Source organism: Streptomyces doebereineriae (genome assembly GCF_031845645.1).
Classification (GTDB): Bacteria; Actinomycetota; Actinomycetes; order Streptomycetales; family Streptomycetaceae; genus Streptomyces; species Streptomyces canus.
Genome location: NZ_JAVREZ010000007.1, coordinates 43,337 through 61,921, shown reverse-complemented (window position 1 = coordinate 61,921; position 18,585 = coordinate 43,337). Strand labels below are relative to the sequence as shown.

17 protein-coding genes are annotated in these 18,585 nt (G+C 70.3%); 6 read left to right on the top strand and 11 right to left on the bottom strand.

Going from position 1 to position 18,585, the window contains the following annotated elements:
- Position 1: 1 nt before the first annotated feature.
- Positions 2-1,228 (bottom strand): serine hydrolase domain-containing protein, encoded by a 1,227-nt coding sequence (locus tag RNB18_RS21315; protein WP_311715685.1) that lies wholly within the window; start codon positions 1,226-1,228, stop codon positions 2-4.
- Between the two features lie 158 nt (positions 1,229-1,386).
- Here RNB18_RS21315 and RNB18_RS21310 point away from each other — a divergent pair, with 158 nt between their 5' ends.
- Complete coding sequence (locus RNB18_RS21310; protein WP_311715684.1) at positions 1,387-1,842, top strand: PPOX class F420-dependent oxidoreductase; 456 nt, start codon at positions 1,387-1,389, stop codon at positions 1,840-1,842.
- 156 nt (positions 1,843-1,998) lie between these two features.
- Entirely contained in the window at positions 1,999-2,409 is a 411-nt protein-coding gene (locus RNB18_RS21305; RefSeq protein WP_311715683.1) for a VOC family protein, read from the top strand.
- 90 nt (positions 2,410-2,499) lie between these two features.
- Here RNB18_RS21305 and RNB18_RS21300 read toward each other — a convergent pair whose 3' ends face one another.
- Together RNB18_RS21300 and RNB18_RS21295 are read right to left on the bottom strand one after the other, a co-directional pair.
- Positions 2,500-3,840: an MFS transporter gene (locus RNB18_RS21300; protein WP_311715682.1), complete on the bottom strand. Its 1,341-nt coding sequence runs from the start codon at positions 3,838-3,840 to the stop codon at positions 2,500-2,502.
- Positions 3,841-3,964: 124 nt separating this feature from the next.
- A complete protein-coding gene (locus RNB18_RS21295; RefSeq protein WP_069760480.1) occupies positions 3,965-4,630 on the bottom strand; it encodes a TetR/AcrR family transcriptional regulator in 666 nt (221 codons plus the stop codon).
- A gap of 128 nt (positions 4,631-4,758) precedes the next feature.
- Here RNB18_RS21295 and RNB18_RS21290 point away from each other — a divergent pair, with 128 nt between their 5' ends.
- Positions 4,759-5,634, top strand: coding sequence for a shikimate dehydrogenase (locus RNB18_RS21290; protein WP_311715681.1), 876 nt, complete (start codon positions 4,759-4,761; stop codon positions 5,632-5,634).
- A 7-nt stretch (positions 5,635-5,641) separates the two neighbouring features.
- Here the strand turns inward: RNB18_RS21290 and RNB18_RS21285 are convergent, their stop codons facing one another.
- The 8 genes from RNB18_RS21285 to tkt form a co-directional block, all read right to left on the bottom strand.
- Positions 5,642-7,105, bottom strand: a complete 1,464-nt coding sequence (locus tag RNB18_RS21285) for a translocation/assembly module TamB domain-containing protein (RefSeq protein WP_311715680.1) — start codon at positions 7,103-7,105, stop codon at positions 5,642-5,644.
- Between the two features lie 99 nt (positions 7,106-7,204).
- Positions 7,205-7,792, bottom strand: a complete 588-nt coding sequence (locus RNB18_RS21280) for a histidine phosphatase family protein (protein ID WP_311715679.1) — start codon at positions 7,790-7,792, stop codon at positions 7,205-7,207.
- 7 nt (positions 7,793-7,799) lie between these two features.
- Positions 7,800-8,678, bottom strand: coding sequence for a phosphogluconate dehydrogenase (NAD(+)-dependent, decarboxylating) (gene gnd / locus RNB18_RS21275; RefSeq protein WP_311716019.1), 879 nt, complete (start codon positions 8,676-8,678; stop codon positions 7,800-7,802).
- A 10-nt stretch (positions 8,679-8,688) separates the two neighbouring features.
- On the bottom strand, positions 8,689-10,341 hold the full coding sequence (pgi, locus tag RNB18_RS21270; protein ID WP_311715678.1) for a glucose-6-phosphate isomerase: 1,653 nt from the start codon (positions 10,339-10,341) through the stop codon (positions 8,689-8,691).
- A complete protein-coding gene (gene opcA / locus RNB18_RS21265) occupies positions 10,334-11,269 on the bottom strand; it encodes a glucose-6-phosphate dehydrogenase assembly protein OpcA (protein ID WP_059209278.1) in 936 nt (311 codons plus the stop codon). Before opcA ends, pgi begins: the two co-directional genes overlap by 8 nt.
- Complete coding sequence (zwf, locus tag RNB18_RS21260) at positions 11,266-12,801, bottom strand: glucose-6-phosphate dehydrogenase (RefSeq protein ID WP_311715676.1); 1,536 nt, start codon at positions 12,799-12,801, stop codon at positions 11,266-11,268. Before zwf ends, opcA begins: the two co-directional genes overlap by 4 nt.
- Complete coding sequence (gene tal, locus RNB18_RS21255) at positions 12,798-13,943, bottom strand: transaldolase (protein ID WP_311715675.1); 1,146 nt, start codon at positions 13,941-13,943, stop codon at positions 12,798-12,800. The genes zwf and tal overlap by 4 nt, the downstream gene beginning before the upstream one ends.
- A gap of 19 nt (positions 13,944-13,962) precedes the next feature.
- Positions 13,963-16,038 carry a transketolase gene (tkt, locus tag RNB18_RS21250; RefSeq protein ID WP_311715674.1) on the bottom strand — a complete coding sequence of 692 codons (2,076 nt, stop codon included), beginning with the start codon at positions 16,036-16,038 and terminating at the stop codon, positions 13,963-13,965.
- Positions 16,039-16,184: 146 nt separating this feature from the next.
- Here tkt and RNB18_RS21245 point away from each other — a divergent pair, with 146 nt between their 5' ends.
- The 3 genes from RNB18_RS21245 (at position 16,185) to RNB18_RS21235 (ending at position 18,580) form a co-directional block, all read left to right on the top strand.
- Positions 16,185-17,099: a helix-turn-helix transcriptional regulator gene (locus tag RNB18_RS21245; protein WP_311715673.1), complete on the top strand. Its 915-nt coding sequence runs from the start codon at positions 16,185-16,187 to the stop codon at positions 17,097-17,099.
- 11 nt (positions 17,100-17,110) lie between these two features.
- Complete coding sequence (locus tag RNB18_RS21240) at positions 17,111-17,497, top strand: VOC family protein (RefSeq protein WP_311715672.1); 387 nt, start codon at positions 17,111-17,113, stop codon at positions 17,495-17,497.
- 192 nt (positions 17,498-17,689) lie between these two features.
- Positions 17,690-18,580, top strand: a complete 891-nt coding sequence (locus RNB18_RS21235; protein WP_311715671.1) for an alkaline phosphatase family protein — start codon at positions 17,690-17,692, stop codon at positions 18,578-18,580.
- Positions 18,581-18,585 lie beyond the last annotated feature (5 nt).

The window sequence follows — 18,585 nt, the reverse complement described above, 5'->3', positions numbered from 1 at the left end:
CCTAGTCCACGACCGCTTCATGGACCAGCCGCTTGAGGTCGGGGAACAGCTTCAGCGTCTTCGGTCGCACCTGGGTGAAGAACTGCACGGTCAGGTCGCGGCCCGGGTCGACCCAGAAGGTCGTGGACGCCGCCCCGCTCCAGCCGTAGGAACCGAGGCCGGAGGGGGCCAGGGTGCGGGCCGGGTCGGTCACCACGGAGACGCCGAGGCCGAAGCCGACGCCGTCGTTGCCGGGTTCGTCGTGGGCGGGTTTGGCACCGAAGGCGCGCAGGTCGGTGCCGCCCGGGAGGTGGTTGGAGGTCATCAGGTCCACCGTCTCGGGGGACAGCAGACGGGTGCCGTCCAGTTCACCGCGGCGGCGCAGCAGCTCCGCGAAGCGGTGGACGTCGTACGCGGACGCCACCATGCCACCGCTGCCGGACAGCAGGCGGGGGCGGCCCCGCAGCGGCAGTCCGGGGACCGGCTCGATGGTGCCGTCGTCCTTCTCGCCGTACAACTCCGAGAGCCTGTCCGCCTGTTCGTCCGGCACCCAGAAGCCGGCGTCGGTCATCCGGAGCGGCCCGAGGACGCGCTCGGCGAAGAAGGCGTCGAGGGTCTGCCCGGACACGATCTCGATGACCCGGCCCAGGACGTTGGAGGCGACCGAGTAGTTCCACTGCGTGCCCGGCTCGAACTGCAGCGGCAGGCTCGCGTACACGGCGACGGTCTCGGCGAGGTCCGAGCCCGGCAGCACGGACGACTCCAGGCCGGCCTCGCGGTAGAGGGCGTCGACCGGGTGGCAGTGGTAGAAGGCGAAGGTCAGACCCGCGGTGTGGGTCATCAGATGCCGGATCAGGATCGGACCGTCGGCCGGGCGGGTGGTGAGGCTCTCGCCGGAACCGTCCACGTGGACCCGGGGCTCCGCGAACGCCGGCAGATACTCGGCGACCGGGTCGTCCAGCGACAGCCGTCCCTCCTCCACCAGCAGGAGGGCGGCCACCGAGGTGACCGGCTTGGTCATCGAGTAGATCCGCCACAGGGTGTCGGCCTCGACCGGCAGGCCCGCCGCGAGGTCACGGTGGCCGTGCGCCGTGAGGTGGGCGACGCGTCCGCCGCGGGCGACGGACACCAGGAAGCCGGGCATCCGGCCCTCGTCGACGTAGTGGGCGAAGTGCTGGTCGAGGCGGTCCAGCGCCTTGCCGTCCAGCCCCACCTCAGCGGGATCGACCTCTTGCCGAAGCTGTGCCATCGCATTCCTCCGTCGCGTCCGTCGAGGTGCGGACCGATATACCCGGCCCGGACCACCTCAGACATCATCGTCGCTCAGGAAACCGCGACGAGCCGCGGGTCGGCGGGGATTCGCCGGTCGCGGGAATGCCGGGTGCGGCCGGGCCGGTTGATCGTGGTATGACTCAGGACGCGACGCAGGACGCACTGCTCAGGCTGCTCTCCGAGGGCCACGGCGGGGTGCTGGTCACCCTCAAGCGCGACGGCCGGCCCCAGCTGTCGAACGTCAGCCACGCCTACTACCCCGACGAGCGGATCGTCCGGGTCTCCCTCACCGACGACCGCGCCAAGACCCGCAACCTGCGCCGGGACCCCCGCGCCTCGTACCACGTGACGACTCCGGACCGATGGGCGTACACGGTCGCCGAGGGCACGGCCGACCTCACCCCCGTGGCGAACGACCCGCACGACGACACGGTCGAGGAACTCATCCGCCTGTACCGGGACGTCCAGGGCGAACACCCCGACTGGGACGACTACCGCGCGGCGATGGTCCGGGACCGGCGGCTGGTGCTGCGGTTGCGGGTGGAGCGGGCGTACGGGATTCCGGCCCGCGCAGGCGGTTCGGGGGCGTAACAAACCTCGACAGCGGTCCGCGCACCCCGGCCGCCCCTGAATCCGGCCGGAGTGCGCGGTGGTCTGCGGAGTACGACGTCGGCGTCTGTTCTTTTCTGCTTGCTTGTGCCGATGTTCTTGCGGGAAAAGTCGCCTGTCAACGGGAAAGAGGTCACCATGCCGGTCAACGGCCGCAGCCACATCCGCATCGCCCGCCCGTCCCGGGACCTGGCCGCCGCCGAGCGGTTCTGGGTGGAGGGGCTCGGCCTGGGTGTCGTGTGGCGCGCCGAGGGCGGCCCCGAACCCGGCGAGCACGACCTGCTGATGCTCGGATGGCCGGACGCCGGCTGGCACCTGGAACTCGTCCACGAGCAGGGCCACCCGGTCGAACCCCGCCCCACCGAGGAGGACTTGCTGGTGATCTACGTCGACGGGCCCGTACCGGAGGACCTCGTGGCCCGCCTCGAGGCCCACGGCGGCAAACGGGTGCTGTCGCCGAACCCGTACTGGAACGAGTGGGGCGTCACGGTGGAGGACTCTGACGGGTACCGGCTGGTGCTGTGCACACGGGGCTGGTCGAACGCCTAGGCGTGGAGAACCGGGCAGGCCCGAGCCCCCGGTGCGGTGCCGGCAGGGCGCCCGGGGGCTCGACGTGGGGGGAGAGCGGAAGGCGGAGGGTCAGGCCGTCACCTTCTGCGGGCGGGGCACCTCCCGGGGCGTGCGGGAGCCGAGGTCCTCCGTGGGGACCTTGTGGGTCTCGCGGGCCGTCAGGGCGGCGATCAGCGGGGGGACGCACAGGGCCGCGGTGAAGAGGGCCACCGAGGACCAGTCGGTGCCGTCGGGGCCCGCGATCTGCGCCGCGAAGGTGACCGCGAAACCGGCCACCGCGAAACCGATCTGCGTGCCGATCGCCATGCCCGACAGCCGGACCCGGGTGGGGAACATCTCGCCGTAGAAGGACGGCCAGACCCCGTTCGCGGCGCTGTAGACGACGCCGAAGGCGACGATGCCGAGCAGCAGCGTCAGCGGGTAGTTGCCCGTGGAGATCGCCCAGAGGTAGAGGAACATCGTCACCGCGCTGCCCGCCGCGCCGATCAGGAAGACCGGACGCCGGCCGATGCGGTCCGACAGCGTGGCCCACAGGGGGATCGCCGCGAGCGCGACGAGGTTGGCCAGCGCGCCCACCCACAGCATCGAGGAACGGCTCATCCCGACCGCGTCGCTCGTCGCGTACGCCAGCGCCCACACCGTGAAGATCGTGGAGACCGAGGCGATCAGCGCGCCCCCGATCACCCGGAGCACATCGGCCCAGTGCTCCCGCAGCAGTACCACCAGCGGAAGCTTCGGGACGCCCTCGGAGGCGGCCTGCTGCTCGAAAGCCGGTGTCTCGTCCAGCTTGCGGCGGATGACGAAACCGACCACGGCGACCGCCACGCTCAGCCAGAACGGCACCCGCCAGCCCCAGGACAGCAACTGGTCCTCGGGCAGCGCGGCGACCGGCAGGAAGACCAGAGTGGCGAGCAGCTGTCCGCCCTGGGTACCGCTGAGCGTGAAGCTCGTGAAGAAGCCCCTGCGGTGCGCCGGCGCGTGCTCCAGGCTCATGGAGTTGGCGCTGGCCTGCTCACCGGCCGCCGAGATGCCCTGCAGGACGCGGCACAGGACCAGCAGGACCGGGGCGAGGGTGCCGACCTGGTGGCGGGTCGGCAGACAGCCGATGAGGAACGTCGACAGGCCCATCAGGATCAGTGTGAAGACCATGATCTTCTTACGGCCGACCCGGTCGCCGACATGCCCGAGGAAGAGCGCGCCGACCGGGCGGGCCGCGTAGGCGACACCGAACGTGGCCAGCGACAGCAGGGTCGCGGTGGCCGGGTCGGACTCGTCGAAGAACACCTTCGGGAAGATCAGGGCTGCGGCACTGCCGTAGATGAAGAAGTCGTAGTACTCCAGGGCGCTGCCGATCCAGGCGGCGGTGGCCGCCTTCTTCGGTTGCCCGACGGCTTCGGCGGGGACGGACACGGGTTGCTCCTTCGGGGGGACTCCGGGAGCTATCCAGCTAATTAACCCACTGGATAGTTAGTAGCGGTTGCCGAGGATGGTGCGCCCGCGCATCCCGGGTGTCAAGGGGTCCGGACGTGCCGGGTCAGTCGGCCGCGCGGTCAGCCGTCAGGTAGGCGATCACCATGTCCCCCAACATGGTCCGGTAGTGCTCCCGCTGCTCGGCGGCGACCAGATCACGCCCGAACAGCGCGCCGAAGGTGTGCCGGTTGGCGACCCGGAAGAAGCAGAACGAACTGATCATCGCGTGCAGGTCGACCGCGTCCACGTCGGCGGTGAACAGGCCGGACTCCTGCCCCGAGGCCAGGATGCGGCGGATCACGTCGAGCGCGGGCGAGCCGATCTTCCCCAGCTTCTCGGAGGCGGCGATGTGCTCGGCCCCGTGGATGTTCTCGATACTGACCAGGCGGATGAAGTCGGGGTGCTGCTCGTGGTGGTCGAAGGTCACCTCGGCCAGGCGCCGGATCGCCGCGACCGGGTCCAGGTGCTCGACGTCCAGCTCCTGTTCGGCCTCGCGGATCACGCCGTACGCCCGCTCCAGGACGGCCGTGAACAGCTGCTCCTTGCCGCCGAAGTAGTAGTAGATCATCCGCTTGGTGGTGCGGGTGCGGGCGGCGATCTCGTCGACGCGGGCGCCGTCGTAGCCGGCCCGAGCGAACTCCTGGGTCGCCACGTCGAGGATCTCGGCCTGGGTGCGGGCGGCGTCGCGGATCCGCCCGTTCGGTCGTGCCGGTTCGTCGACGCTGGTCATCGGGTTCCTTCGGGAGTGCGGCCGGTGCCGCAGATTCTAGAAGGCGCGGCCGGAGTCTTCCCCGGCGGCAGCCCGGCTGATATAGCTAACGTACTGGTTCGTACATTAGGTCGCCTCAGGAGGTCCGCGTGGCCAAGGACTCGTTTCTCGTCGGACTGATCGGCGCCGGCATCGGCCCCTCGCTGAGCCCGGCGCTGCACGAGCGGGAGGCGGACCGGCAGGGCCTGCGCTGTCTGTACCGGCTCATCGACATCGACGTTCTGGGGGTGCGCCCCGAGGCGGTCGGCGATCTGGTGCGGGCCGCCCGTGACCTGGGCTTCGACGGGCTGAACATCACCCACCCGTGCAAGCAGCTGGTCATCGGGCACCTGGACGCGCTCGCCCCGCAGGCCGAGGCGCTCGGCGCGGTCAACACCGTGGTCTTCGAGAACGGCCGGGCGACCGGCCACAACACCGACGTCACCGGTTTCGCGGCGTCCTTCGCGCGCGGGCTGCCCGACGTGCCGCTCGAACGGGTCGTACAGCTGGGGGCGGGCGGCGCGGGTGCGGCCGTCGCACACGCCATGCTCACCCTGGGCGCCGGACGGGTCACCGTCGTCGACGCGCTCGCCGACCGGGCGGTGGAGCTCGCGGCGTCGCTCAACCGTCACTTCGGCGAGGGCCGGGCGGCGGGGGCCACCCCCGACCGGCTGCCGCGGCTGCTCGCCGACGCCGACGGCGTCGTGCACGCCACCCCCACCGGCATGGCCGCCCACCCCGGCCTGCCGTTCCCGGCCGACCTGCTCCGCCCCGAGCTGTGGGTCGCCGAGGTGGTCTACCGCCCACTGGAGACGGAGCTGCTGCGGACCGCCCGTGCGCTCGGCTGCGCCACTCTGGACGGCGGCGGCATGGCCGTCTTCCAGGCCGCGGACGCGTTCCGGCTGTTCACCGGGCGGGAGCCGGACGCGGCGCGGATGCTCGGGGACATCGCGGAACTGGCGGGCGTGGTCGGCGCCCCCAAGTAAGCCGGGATCACTGGCGGTTGACGGTCCGCGTCACACCGGCGAAGACCGTCGTCGCCAGGATCCAGCCCGCGATGACCAGCGCGTACGACAGCGACTGGTACCACCCCTGCGGGGCGAAGGCGCCCTCCTGGCCGAAGGAGATCACCGGCAGCAGCAGGTCGAGGGTGTAGAACAGCGCGTTGAAGTGCGGGGCCTCGTCCGCCTTGAGCGGTGGCGGGTGGTGGAGGCTGTAGGCGACCGTGCCGACGGCGAGCAGGGAGACCAGCCAGACGCAGGCCCGCAGGGGGTGGAAGCCGTAGCCGACGGTGGCGTCCTGGACATGGCCCCACAGGCGCCCGTACCAGGCGAGGGTGGCGCGGTGGCGGCGCTGCTTGGCGAGCTGGACCTGTCGTGCGGCGCGGTCGTCGCCGATGCGGCGGTAGGCGGCGGTCAACTGCTCGTAGGCGTGCGGGACATAGCCCTCACGGTCCCGCTCCAGCATCGGCAGGCGGCGCTCGGCGGGCTCCTGGGGGGTGAGCGAGGTGTAGACGAGCTTGTTGAACTGGACCTCCTCCGGCACCACCTCGGGTTCCAGGAACAGGTCGTCGATCTGGGCGCGGCGCAGGCTGAGGGTGCCTTGTATGCGCGGCCCCTTGCGCAGCCAGAGCTCCCCGATGGTGGAACTGTTCGCCCTGAGCGCCGCGTCGCCCGGGTTCGACAGGTGCGCGTACGAGAAGTCGAGCCGGCCCGCGATCCGAGCGCCCCGCAGACCGATCCAGCCGAAGGTGTGCACCCGGCGCAGATGGACGTCGCCCTCCACGACGAGGGTCTGCGCGTCGAGGACGATGTCGCCGGGGTGGCTGAGCCGGGCGTCGTTGAGGTTGACGGAGCCGGCGACGGTGGCGCCGTTGAGGCGGACCTCGCCGTGGGCGCGCAGGCCCGGCGCCCACAGGTCGTCGCCGATGGTCATGTGGTTGAGCTGGAGCGCGGGTTCGCCGGCGTCGACCGCGGTGATCTCGGCGCGGTCCATGAACAGCGCTCCGGCGATCTGTGCCCCGCCGAGCCGCACCGGGCCGTTCACCCGGCAGTCCGTCAGCCGCAGTACGGCGTCCACGCGCATCGTGGCGGCGGTCAGTCCGGGCAGCACGGAGTTGCTGAGGTTCAACTGGCGCAGCCGGCAGCCGTACAGCAGCGGTACGTCGTCGAAGTGGCAATGGCTGAGGCGTACGGCGTGGTCGACCGTCCCGTACTGGAGCCCGAGCACACCGGTGATCCGGGCGCCCGCGAGCTTGAGGGCGGGTATCTCCCCGTCCTCCTGCGGCCCGTTGAGCATCAGCGCCCGCAACACGGAGGCCCGGACCGTGCGTTCGGCATCCCACTCGGCGCCGTCCGCCACGTCTTCGTCCCCGGCCGTACGGAAGTCCACGGCCTCGCCCTTCGGGAAGGCTCGCCAGACACGCAGTTCGGCCGGGGTCAGGTTGTCGATCTCCATCAGCCGCGACTCTCCAACGCACACGTCACGGTGTCAACAGGCCCTGCCGACGACGACGGCCCGGGAGTCTTTGCTCCCGGGCCGTCGACAACTGCCGTGCTAGGCCCTGGTGTTCCACTCCGCGAGCACCGGACGGTCGTGTTCCGTCGACAGCCGGCTCACCGTGCCGGTCGCCAGCTGGAACAGCCGGCCCTCCGCCGGGGCGAGCCCGAGTCTGCGGGCCGTCAGGACCCGCAGGAAGTGGGCGTGGGCCACGAGGACCACGTCGCCGTCGGGGAGGGCGGCGTCCACCCGGGCCAGCACGAGGTCGGCGCGGCGGCCGACTTCCTCGGGGGACTCGCCCGGGTGTCCCTCCGGGCCGGGCGGGACCCCGTCGGTCCACAGGTACCAGTCGGGGCGGGTGCGGTGGATCTCGACGGTGGTGACGCCCTCGTAGGCGCCGTAGTCCCACTCGTGGAGGTCGGGGTCGGTCGAGGCCCCGGGGATGCCCGCCAGTTCGGCGGTGCGTATGGCGCGGCCCAGCGGACTGGTCAGCGCGAGCGAGAAGGCCCGGCCCGAGAGGAGCGGAGCGAGGGACTTGGCCTGTTCCTCGCCGTGCTGGGTGAGGGGCAGGTCGGTCCAGCTGGTGTGCTGTCCCGACACGCTCCACTCCGTCTCGCCGTGGCGGACCAGAAGAAGATCCCCCACGGCGCGCCTACTTCTTCGCTTCGACGGCGTGGCCGCCGAACTGGTTGCGCAGCGCCGCGATCATCTTCATCTGCGGGGAGTCGTCCTGGCGGGACGCGAACCGTGCGAAGAGCGAGGCGGTGATCGTCGGCAGCGGCACCGCGTTGTCCACGGCCGCCTCCACGGTCCAGCGGCCTTCGCCGGAGTCCTGCGCGTACCCCTTCAGCTTGTCCAGGTGCTCGTCCTCGTCGAGGGCGTTGACCGCGAGGTCGAGCAGCCAGGAGCGGATGACGGTCCCGTCCTGCCAGGAGCGGAACACCTCCCGGACGCTGTCCACCGACTCGACCTTCTCCAGCAGCTCCCAGCCCTCGGCATACGCCTGCATCATGGCGTACTCGATGCCGTTGTGGACCATCTTGGAGAAGTGCCCGGCGCCGACCTTGCCCGCGTGGACATAGCCGTACGGCCCCTCGGGCTTGAGCGCGTGGAAGATCGGCTGGAGCCGGTCCACGTGCTCCTTGTCACCGCCGACCATGAGCGCGTAGCCGTTCTGGAGGCCCCACACGCCACCCGAGACACCGGCGTCGACGAAGCCGATGCCCTTGGCTCCCAGCTCCTCGGCGTGCTTCTCGTCGTCGCTCCAGCGGGAGTTGCCGCCGTCGACCACGGTGTCACCGGGGGAGAGGAGCTCGCCGAGCTCGTCCACGACGGACTGGGTGGCGGCGCCGGCCGGGACCATCACCCACACCGTGCGCGGCGCTTCGAGCTTGTCGACCAGCTCGGACAGGCTCGCCACGTCGGAGACTTCGGGGTTGCGGTCGTAGCCGACGACGGTGTGGCCGGCGCGGCGGATGCGCTCGCGCATGTTGCCGCCCATCTTGCCCAGGCCGATGAGGCCGAGCTGCATCGCTGTCATGTCAGAGCACTTCCTTCAGTTCACGGTAGGCGGCCACGAGGGCGGTGGTGGAGGAGTCGAGGCCGGGGACGTCGGCGCCCTCGGTCAGGGCGGGTTCGACGCGCCGGGCGAGGACCTTGCCGAGTTCGACGCCCCACTGGTCGAAGGAGTCGATGTGCCAGATCGCGCCCTGGACGAACACCTTGTGCTCGTAGAGGGCGACCAGCTGGCCGAGGACCGAGGGGGTGAGCTCCTTGGCCAGGACGGTGGTCGTGGGGTGGTTGCCCTGGAAGGTGCGGTGCGCCACCTGCTCCTCGGCCACACCCTCCGCGCGGACCTCCTCGGCGGTCTTGCCGAAGGCGAGCGCCTGCCCCTGCGCGAACAGGTTGGCCATCAACAGGTCGTGCTGCGCCTTGAGTTCGTCGCTCAGCTCGTCGATCGGCCGGGCGAAGCCGATCAGGTCGGCCGGGATGAGCTTGGTGCCCTGGTGGATCAACTGGTAGTAGGCGTGCTGCCCGTTGGTGCCGGGCGTGCCCCACACCACCGGCCCTGTCTGCCACTCCACGGGGTTGCCGTCACGGTCCACCGACTTGCCGTTGGACTCCATGTCCAGCTGCTGGAGATAGGCGGTGAACTTCGACAGGTAGTGGGAGTACGGCAGCACCGCGTGCGACTGGGCATCGTGGAAGTTGCCGTACCAGACGCCCAACAGGCCCAGGATCAGCGGGGCGTTGGCCTCGGCGGGCGCGTTCTGGAAGTGCTCGTCGACGATCCGGAAGCCGTCGAGCATCTCCCGGAAGTGGTCCGGGCCGACGGCGATCATGAGGGAGAGGCCGATCGCCGAGTCGTAGGAGTAGCGGCCGCCGACCCAGTCCCAGAACTCGAACATGTTGTCCGGGTCGATGCCGAAGTCCGTGACCTTCTCGGCGTTCGTCGACAGGGCGACGAAGTGCTTGGCGACGGCCTTGTCGTCGCGGAGTCCGGCCGGGCCGTCGAGCAGCCAGGTGCGGGCCGAGGTCGCGTTGGTGATCGTCTCGATCGTGGTGAAGGTCTTGGACGCGACGATGAACAGGGTCTCCGCCGGGTCCAGGTCCCGCACCGCCTCGTGCAGGTCGGCGCCGTCCACGTTGGACACGAAACGGAAGGTCAACTCCCGTGCCGTGTAGGCCCGCAGGGCCTCGTACGCCATCGCGGGACCGAGGTCCGAGCCGCCGATGCCGATGTTGACGACGTTCTTGATGCGCTTGCCGGTGTGGCCGGTCCACTCGCCGGAGCGGACCCGGCTCGCGAAGTCGCTCATCTTGTCGAGCACGGCGTGCACCCGCGGCACGACGTTCTCCCCGTCCACCTCGACCACCGCGTTGGCGGGGGCCCGCAGCGCGGTGTGCAGCACCGCCCGGTCCTCGGTGAGATTGATCCGCTCGCCGCGGAACATGGCGTCCCGCAGCCCGAACACGTCGGTGGCGGTGGCCAGTTCCTGCAGCAGGGCCAGGGTCTCGTCGGTGATCAGGTGCTTGGAGTAGTCGATGCGCAGATCGCCGACGCGCACGACGTACCGCTCCGCGCGCCCGGGGTCCGTCGCGAACAGCTCACGCAGATGGGGGGCGCCCTCGGCGCGGTGGTCCTCCAGCGCGGTCCACTCGGGGCGGCGGGTCAGCTTGGGAGAGTCAGACATGAGAGGGGGTCTCCTTGGTGGCCTCGCCCCGGAGAGCGACGGCGTACATCTCGTCCGCGTCGAGGCGCCGCAGCTCCTCGGCGATGAGTTCGGAGGTGGTGCGGACCTTCAGCGCGAGGGTGCGGGAGGGCTGGCCCGGCAGGGACAGCGTGGCCAGCGGGCCCTCGGGGCGGTCGATGACGACCTCGCCGTTCGCGGTGCCCAGGCGGACGGCCGTGACGACCGGACCGGCGGTGACCACGCGGTCGATCCTCACCTTCAGCCGCGCCTCCAGCCAGCGCGCGAGCAGCTCGGCGGCCGGGTTGTCGGCCTCGGCCTCCACGGCCCCGGAGATGATCTCGGTGCGGGCCTGGTCCAGGGCCGCCGCGAGCATCGAGCGCCACGGGGTCAGCCGGGTCCAGGCGAGGTCGGTGTCGCCGGGGGCGTAGGACCGGACCCGGGTCGCGAGGACATCGAGGGGGTTCTCGACGGCGTACAGGTCGGTGATCCGGCGCTGGGCCAGCGCGCCCAGCGGGTCCTTCGCGGGGTTCTCCGGCGCGTCCACCGGCCACCACACGACCACCGGGGCGTCCGGCAGCAGCAGCGGCAGCACGACGGAGTCGGCGTGGTCGGAGACCTCGCCGTAGGTCCGCAGGATGACCGTCTCGCCGGTGCCGGCGTCGGCGCCCACCCGGACCTCGGCGTCGAGGTGCGAGTTGGTGCGGTCGCGCGGGGTGCGGGCATGCCGCTTGATGACGACCAGGGTGCGCGAGGGGTGCTCGTGCGAGGCCTCCTCGGCCGCCTTGATCGCGTCGTAGGCGTTCTCCTCGTCCGTGACGATCACCATCGTCAGGACCATGCCCACGGCCGGTGTGCCGATGGCGCGGCGACCCTGCACCAGCGCCTTGTTGATCTTGCTTGCCGTGGTGTCGGTCAGGTCGATCTTCATGGCCTGCGCCAGCTCCGTCCGTCTCGTGCGAGCATCTCGTCGGCTTCCTCGGGTCCCCAGGTACCCGACGCGTACTGCGCCGGACGGCCGTGGTTCGCCCAGTTCTCCTCGATCGGGTCGAGGATCTTCCAGGACTCTTCCACTTCCTGGTGGCGGGGGAACAGGTTGGCGTCCCCGAGAAGGACATCCAGGATGAGCCGCTCGTAGGCCTCCGGGCTGGACTCGGTGAACGACTCGCCGTAGGCGAAGTCCATCGTCACGTCCCGGATCTCCATCGAGGTGCCCGGCACCTTCGACCCGAACCGGACCGTCATGCCCTCGTCCGGCTGCACCCGGATGACGATCGCGTTGGAGCCGAGCTCCTCGGTGGCCGTGGAGTCGAAGGGCGAGTGCGGGGCCGTCTGGAAGACGACCGCGATCTCGGTGACCCGGCGGCCGAGCCGCTTGCCGGTGCGCAGGTAGAAGGGGACGCCCGCCCAGCGGCGGTTGTCGACGTTCAGCCTGATGGCCGCATACGTGTCCGTCGTGGAGGCCGGGTCGATGCCCTCCTCCTCCAGATACCCGAGCACCTTCTCGCCGCCCTGCCAGGCACCCGCGTACTGCCCGCGCACGGCGTGCGCACCGATGTCCTCCGGCAGCTTCACGGCCCTGAGGACCTTCAGCTTCTCGGTGAGCAGCGACTCGGCGTCGAAGGCGGCCGGCTCCTCCATGGCGGTGAGCGCCATGAGCTGGAGCAGGTGGTTCTGGATGACGTCACGGGCGGCGCCGATGCCGTCGTAGTAGCCCGCGCGGCCGCCGATGCCGATGTCCTCGGCCATCGTGATCTGCACGTGGTCGACGTACGACCGGTTCCAGATGGGCTCGTACATCTGGTTGGCGAAGCGGAGCGCCAGGATGTTCTGGACCGTCTCCTTGCCGAGGTAGTGGTCGATGCGGAAGACCTGGTCCGGCTCGAAGACATCGTGCACGAGGGCGTTGAGCTCGCGGGCGCTCTTCAGGTCGCGGCCGAACGGCTTCTCGATGACCGCGCGCCGCCAGGAGCCCTCGGGCGCGTTCGCCAGCCCGTGCTTCTTGAGCTGCTGGACGACCTTCGGGAAGAACTTCGGCGGTACGGAGAGGTAGAAGGCGTAGTTGCCGCTGGTGCCGCGGGCCTTGTCCAGCTCCTCGACGGTCTGGCGCAGCTGCTTGAACGCCGTGTCGTCGTCGAAGTCGCCCGGGATGAACCGCATTCCCTCGGCGAGCTGCTGCCAGACCTCCTCACGGAACTCGGTCCGCGCGTGTTCGCGCACCGAGTCGTGCACGATCTGTGCGAAGTCCTCGTCCTCCCAGTCCCGGCGGGCGAACCCGACGAGCGAGAAGCCCGGCGGCAGCATGCCGCGGTTGGCGAGGTCGTAGACGGCCGGCATCAGCTTCTTGCGGGACAGGTCGCCGGTGACGCCGAAGATGACGAGTCCGGACGGTCCGGCGATCCGGGGGAGGCGCCGGTCGCGCTCGTCGCGCAGCGGGTTCTCCCAGTCGGCGGTGACGGTCATTCCGCGTCAACTCCCTTGCTGTTCAGCGACTTCGTGACGGCGTCCAGCAGGTCCTGCCAGGCCACCGCGAACTTGGCGACGCCCTCGTCCTCCAGCTGCTGCACGACCTCGTCGTACGAGATCCCCAGCGCCTCCACGGCGGCCAGGTCGGCGCGGGCCTGCGCGTAGCCGCCGGTCACCGTGTCGCCGGTGATCTCGCCGTGGTCTGCGGTGGCGTTCAGCGTGGCCTCCGGCATGGTGTTGACCGTGCCGGGCGCGACCAGGTCGTCGACGTAGAGCGTGTCCTTGTACGCCGGGTCCTTCACGCCGGTCGAGGCCCACAGCGGGCGCTGCTTGTTGGCGCGGGCGCCGCCGAGGGCGGTCCAGCGCTCGCCGGAGAAGACCTCCTCGTAGGCCTCGTAGGCGAGCCGGGCATTGGCGAGGGCCGCCCTGCCCTTGAGCGCGAGGGCGGCGTCCGTGCCCAGCACCGTCAGGCGCTTGTCGATCTCGGAGTCGACGCGGGAGACGAAGAAGGAGGCGACGGAGTGGATCGTGGAGAGGTCGAGGCCCTTCTTCGCGGCCTTCTCCAGCCCCGCCAGGTAGGCGTCCATGACCTCGCGGTAGCGCTCCAGCGAGAAGATCAGCGTGACGTTGACGCTGATCCCGAGGCCGATGACCTCGGTGATCGCCGGGAGGCCCGCCGTGGTCGCCGGGATCTTGATCATCACGTTCGGTCGGTCGACGAGCCAGGCGAGCTGCTTGGCCTCGGCGATCGTCGCCCGGGTGTCGTGGGCGAGGCGGGGGTCGACCTCGATGGAGACCCGGCCGTCCCGGCCGCCGGTGGCGTCGTACACCTGACGCAGCACGTCGGCGGCGGCGCGGACATCGGCCGTGGTCATCATCCGTACGGCCTCGTCGACCGTCACGCCGCGGGTGGCGAGGTCGGTCAGCTGCTCCTCGTAGCCCTTGCCCGAGCCGATGGCGGCCTGGAAGATCGACGGGTTGGTGGTGACACCCACCACGTGCTTCGTCCCGACCAGTTCGGCGAGGTTCCCGGACTCGATCCGCCCCCGCGACAGGTCGTCCAGCCAGATGGATACGCCTTCGTCGGACAGGCGCTTGAGTGCTCCCGCGGTCGCGGTTGCTTCGGTCACTGTGATCATCTTCTTTCTGGCGATCGGATCAACCGCGCGCGGCGGCCAGGGATTCCCGGGCTGCTGCGGCGACGTTCTCGGCGGTGAAGCCGTACTCGGCGAACAGGATCTTCGCGTCGGCGGAGGCGCCGAAGTGTTCGAGGGAGACGATGCGTCCTGCGTCACCTACGAAGCGGTACCACGTGAGACCGATACCGGCCTCGATCGCGACGCGGGCTCGCACGGACGGCGGAAGGACGCTCTCCCGGTACTCCCGCGGCTGCTGCTCGAACCACTCCACGGACGGCATCGACACCACCCGGGTGCCGACCCCCTCCGCCTCCAGCCGCTCCCGCGCGGCGACGGCGAGCTGGACCTCGGAGCCGGTGGCGATGAGGACGACGTCGGGCGTCTCCCCGGACGATTCGACGAGGACGTACCCGCCCTTGGCCGCGTCCGGATTCGGCGCGTACGTCGGCACACCCTGGCGGGTGAGCGCGAGGCCGTGCGGGGCCGGGTCGGTGGCGTGTCGGCGGAGGATCTCGGCCCAGGCGGTCGCGGTCTCGTTGGCGTCGGCCGGGCGGACGATGTTCAGGCCCGGGATGGCGCGCAGCGACGCGAGGTGCTCGACCGGCTGGTGGGTGGGGCCGTCCTCGCCGAGGCCGATGGAGTCGTGCGTCCAGACGTAGGTGACGGGCAGCTGCATCAGCGCCGACAGGCGTACGGCGTTGCGCATGTAGTCGGAGAACACCAGGAAGGTGCCGCCGTAGATCCGCGTGTTGCCGTGCAGCGCGATGCCGTTCATCTCCGCGGCCATCGAGTGCTCGCGGATGCCGAAGTGGACCGTACGGCCGTAGGGGTCGGCCTCCGGCAGCGGGTTGCCCTTCGGCAGGAAGGAGCTCGACTTGTCGATGGTCGTGTTGTTCGAGCCGGCGAGGTCGGCGGAACCGCCCCACAGCTCGGGGAGCACCGCGCCGAGGGCCTGGAGCACCTTGCCGGAGGCGGCACGGGTGGCGACGGACTTGCCCTCCTCGAAGACCGGGATCGCGGACTCCCAGCCCTCGGGGAGCTGGCCGGCGACGATCCGGTCGAAGAGCCGGGCGCGCGCGGGCTGCTCGCCGCGCCATTCGGAGATCTGCTTGTCCCAGGCGGCGTGCGCCTCGGCGCCCCGGTCGAGGGCCTTGCGGGAGTGGGCCAGCACCTCGTCGGCGACCTCGAAGGTCCGCTCGGGGTCGAAGCCGAGGACGCGCTTGGTGGCGGCGACCTCGTCGGCGCCGAGCGCGGAGCCGTGGGCGGCCTCGGTGTTCTGGGCGTTCGGCGCGGGCCAGGCGATGATCGTGCGCATCGCGATGATCGAGGGCCGCTCGGTCTCGGCCTGCGCGGACTTCAGTGCCGCGTACAGGGCGGGTACGTCGATGTCGCCGTCGGCGCCGGGCTCGATGCGCTGGGTGTGCCAGCCGTAGGCCTCGTACCGCTTCAGCACGTCCTCGGAGAACGCGGTCGCCGTGTCGCCCTCGATGGAGATGTGGTTGTCGTCGTAGACGACGACCAGGTTGCCGAGCTTCTGGTGGCCCGCGAGGGAGGAGGCCTCGGCGGAGATGCCCTCCTCCAGGTCGCCGTCGGAGACGATCGCCCAGATGGTGTGGTCGAAGGGCGACTCGCCCTCGGGGGCCTCCGGGTCGAAGAGGCCACGCTCGTAGCGGGCGGCCATCGCCATGCCGACGGCGTTGGCGACACCCTGGCCGAGCGGACCGGTGGTGGTCTCGACACCGGCGGTGTGCCCGTACTCCGGGTGACCGGGCGTCTTGGAGCCGTGCGTCCGGAAGGCCTTCAGGTCGTCGAGCTCCAGCTCGTACCCGGAGAGGTAGAGCTGCGTGTAGAGCGTCAGCGAGGTGTGCCCGGGGGAGAGGACGAAGCGGTCACGGCCGGTCCACTCGGGGTCCGCCGGGTCGTGACGCATCACCTTCTGAAAGATCGTGTACGCCGCGGGGGCCAGGGCCATCGCGGTGCCGGGGTGGCCGTTCCCGACCTGCTGCACGGCATCCGCCGCCAAGAGGCGGGCGGTGTCGACGGCACGCCGGTCGAGTTCGGTCCATTCGAAGCTGTCCGGTGTCTGCGTGCTCATCTTCAAGAAGTCCTCGATCGGAGCGGAGTAGCTGGTCTGACGCGTTCAAACTTAAAAGTCTGACTTTTACGGGGGAAGGTCGCCGTGTGTCAGCCTGTGGTGAAAGTGGGACACGGAACGCTCCAGGCAGGCGGCGCGACAAGGACATGGCGGACAGAACAACCCAAGGTTCCATCCTTGGCGGAGACGGTGACGGCGGAGTGGACGGGATCAGAACGTTCCCCTTCCCCATAGAGCTGAGCGTGGGCGGAGTCGGCATGCAGGTCGGCGCGATGGGCACCGGCCGCACCTGGCACGCGGATGCCCCGCTGGAGCGCGTGCACCGCATCGACTTCCATGTCGTGATGCTCTTCGACGGCGGTCCCGTGCACCACATGATCGACTTCGCCGAGTACGAGGCGACGGCGGGCGACCTGTTGTGGATCCGGCCGGGCCAGGTCCACCGCTTCTCGCCGACGAGCGAGTACCGCGGAACCGTGCTGGCCATGCAACCGGGCTTCCTGCCGCGGGCGACGGTGGAGGCGACGGGGCTCTACCGTTACGACCTGCCGCCGCTACTGCGGCCCTCCGGCGCCCAGTTGGCGGGCCTTCAGGCCTCACTGACCCAGCTGCAGCGGGAGTACGAGGACACGTCGACCCTCCCGCTGAGCCTGCACACCTCGGTCCTGCGGCACTCGTTGACGGCGTTCCTGCTGCGCCTGGCCCACCTCGCGGCGAGTTCGGCCGAGGCGGGGCGGCGGACCGAGTCGACGTTCACCCTGTTCCGGGACGCGGTGGAGAAGGGCTTCGCCACGAACCACAGTGTCAGCGCGTACGCCGACGCGCTGGGCTACTCCCGTCGGACCCTGGTACGTGCGGTGCGCGCCGCCACCGGGGAGACGCCCAAGGGGTTCATCGACAAGCGGGTCGTGCTGGAGGCGAAGCGGCTGCTCGCCCACACGGACATGCCGATCGGGCGGGTGGGGGCGGCGGTGGGGTTTCCCGACGCCGCGAACTTCTCCAAGTTCTTCCATCAGCACACCGACATGACGCCGGCGGCGTTCCGGACGGAACTTCTCTAGGAGTGGACCGAATGGCCCGACTGCGAGACATCGTCTTCGACTGCGCCCACCCCGCCGCCACGGCGCGGTTCTGGGCGGCCGCGATGGACGGGTATGCCGTCGCGCCGTACGACGACGAGGAGTTGGCCCGGCTGAGGTCGCTCGGGATCACGGACGTCGAGGACGACCCGACCGTGCTCGTCGAGTCCTCGCTGGGCGGGCCCCGGCTGTGGTTCCAGCTGGTGCCGGAGGGCAAGAGCGTCAAGAACCGGGTCCACCTGGACCTTTCCGCCACGGACCGGGAAGCGGAGGCCGAGCGGCTCGTCGGGCTCGGTGCGACGGTTCGGGACCGGTACCCGGACCACCTCGTGCTCGCCGATCCCGAGGGCAACGAGTTCTGTCTCGTCGGCGAGGGCTGACGGCATCCCGTCGAACCGCGCCCGTCCGATGGCCACTTGACTCGCGCTTTGCTGTGCGTGACCTGTGTATGGGGTGATCTTTGCCCGGCGGAACCCACGGTTCGCCCGGCCTTCACGTGGACCCGGCCCAAGGCTCCTAGGGTTGCGGCGCCGCTCCCCCGAACGTCCGTCACCTCTGTCCGGAGGACAGTCATGGCCGCCGTCAAGGCACCGCAGCGCAACCGACGTTCCCTCTCCGCACTCGCCGGAGCCCTCGCCCTCACCGCCACCTCGATCGGCGTGTGGGCCGCAACGGCCTCCACCGCCGAGGCAGCCGCTCTCCCCACCCCCGACCACGTCGTGGTCGTGGTGCTGGAGAACCACGCCTACTCGCAGGTCATCGGCAGCTCCAGCGCCCCCTACCTCAACAACACCCTCAAGGCGGGTGGCGCCACCCTCACCCAGTCCTACGGCCTCACCCACCCCAGCGAGCCGAACTACTACATGCTCTTCTCCGGCTCCAACCAGGGCCGCACCGACGACAGTTGCGTCGGTGTCGGTTCCATCAACCAGCCCAACCTCGCCTCCGAGCTGATCGCCGCGGGCAAGACCTGGGCCAGCTACAACGAGTCGCTGCCCAGCCAGGGTTCGACGACCTGCAGCAGCGGGAACTACGCGCAGAAGCACAATCCGTGGTTCGGCTTCTCCAACGTGCCCACCAGCACCGCGAAGACCTTCGCGCAGTTCCCGGCCGACTACACGACCCTGCCCAAGGTGTCCTTCGTCGTGCCGAACCTGTGCAGCGACATGCACGACTGCTCGGTCGCGACGGGCGACACCTGGATCAAGAACAACCTGGGCGCCTACGCCACCTGGGCCAAGACCCACAACAGCATCCTCGCCGTCACCTTCGACGAGGACAACAAGCTCTCCGGCAACCGCATCCCCACCCTGTTCTACGGGCAGCACGTCGCCTCCGGCAGCTCCAGCTCCACGACCTACAACCACTACAACGTGCTGCGCACGGTGGAGGACCTGGCCGGTCTGAGCGCCCACGCGGGCAACGCCGCCTCGGCCTCCGACATCACCGGCATCTGGAACTGACGCCT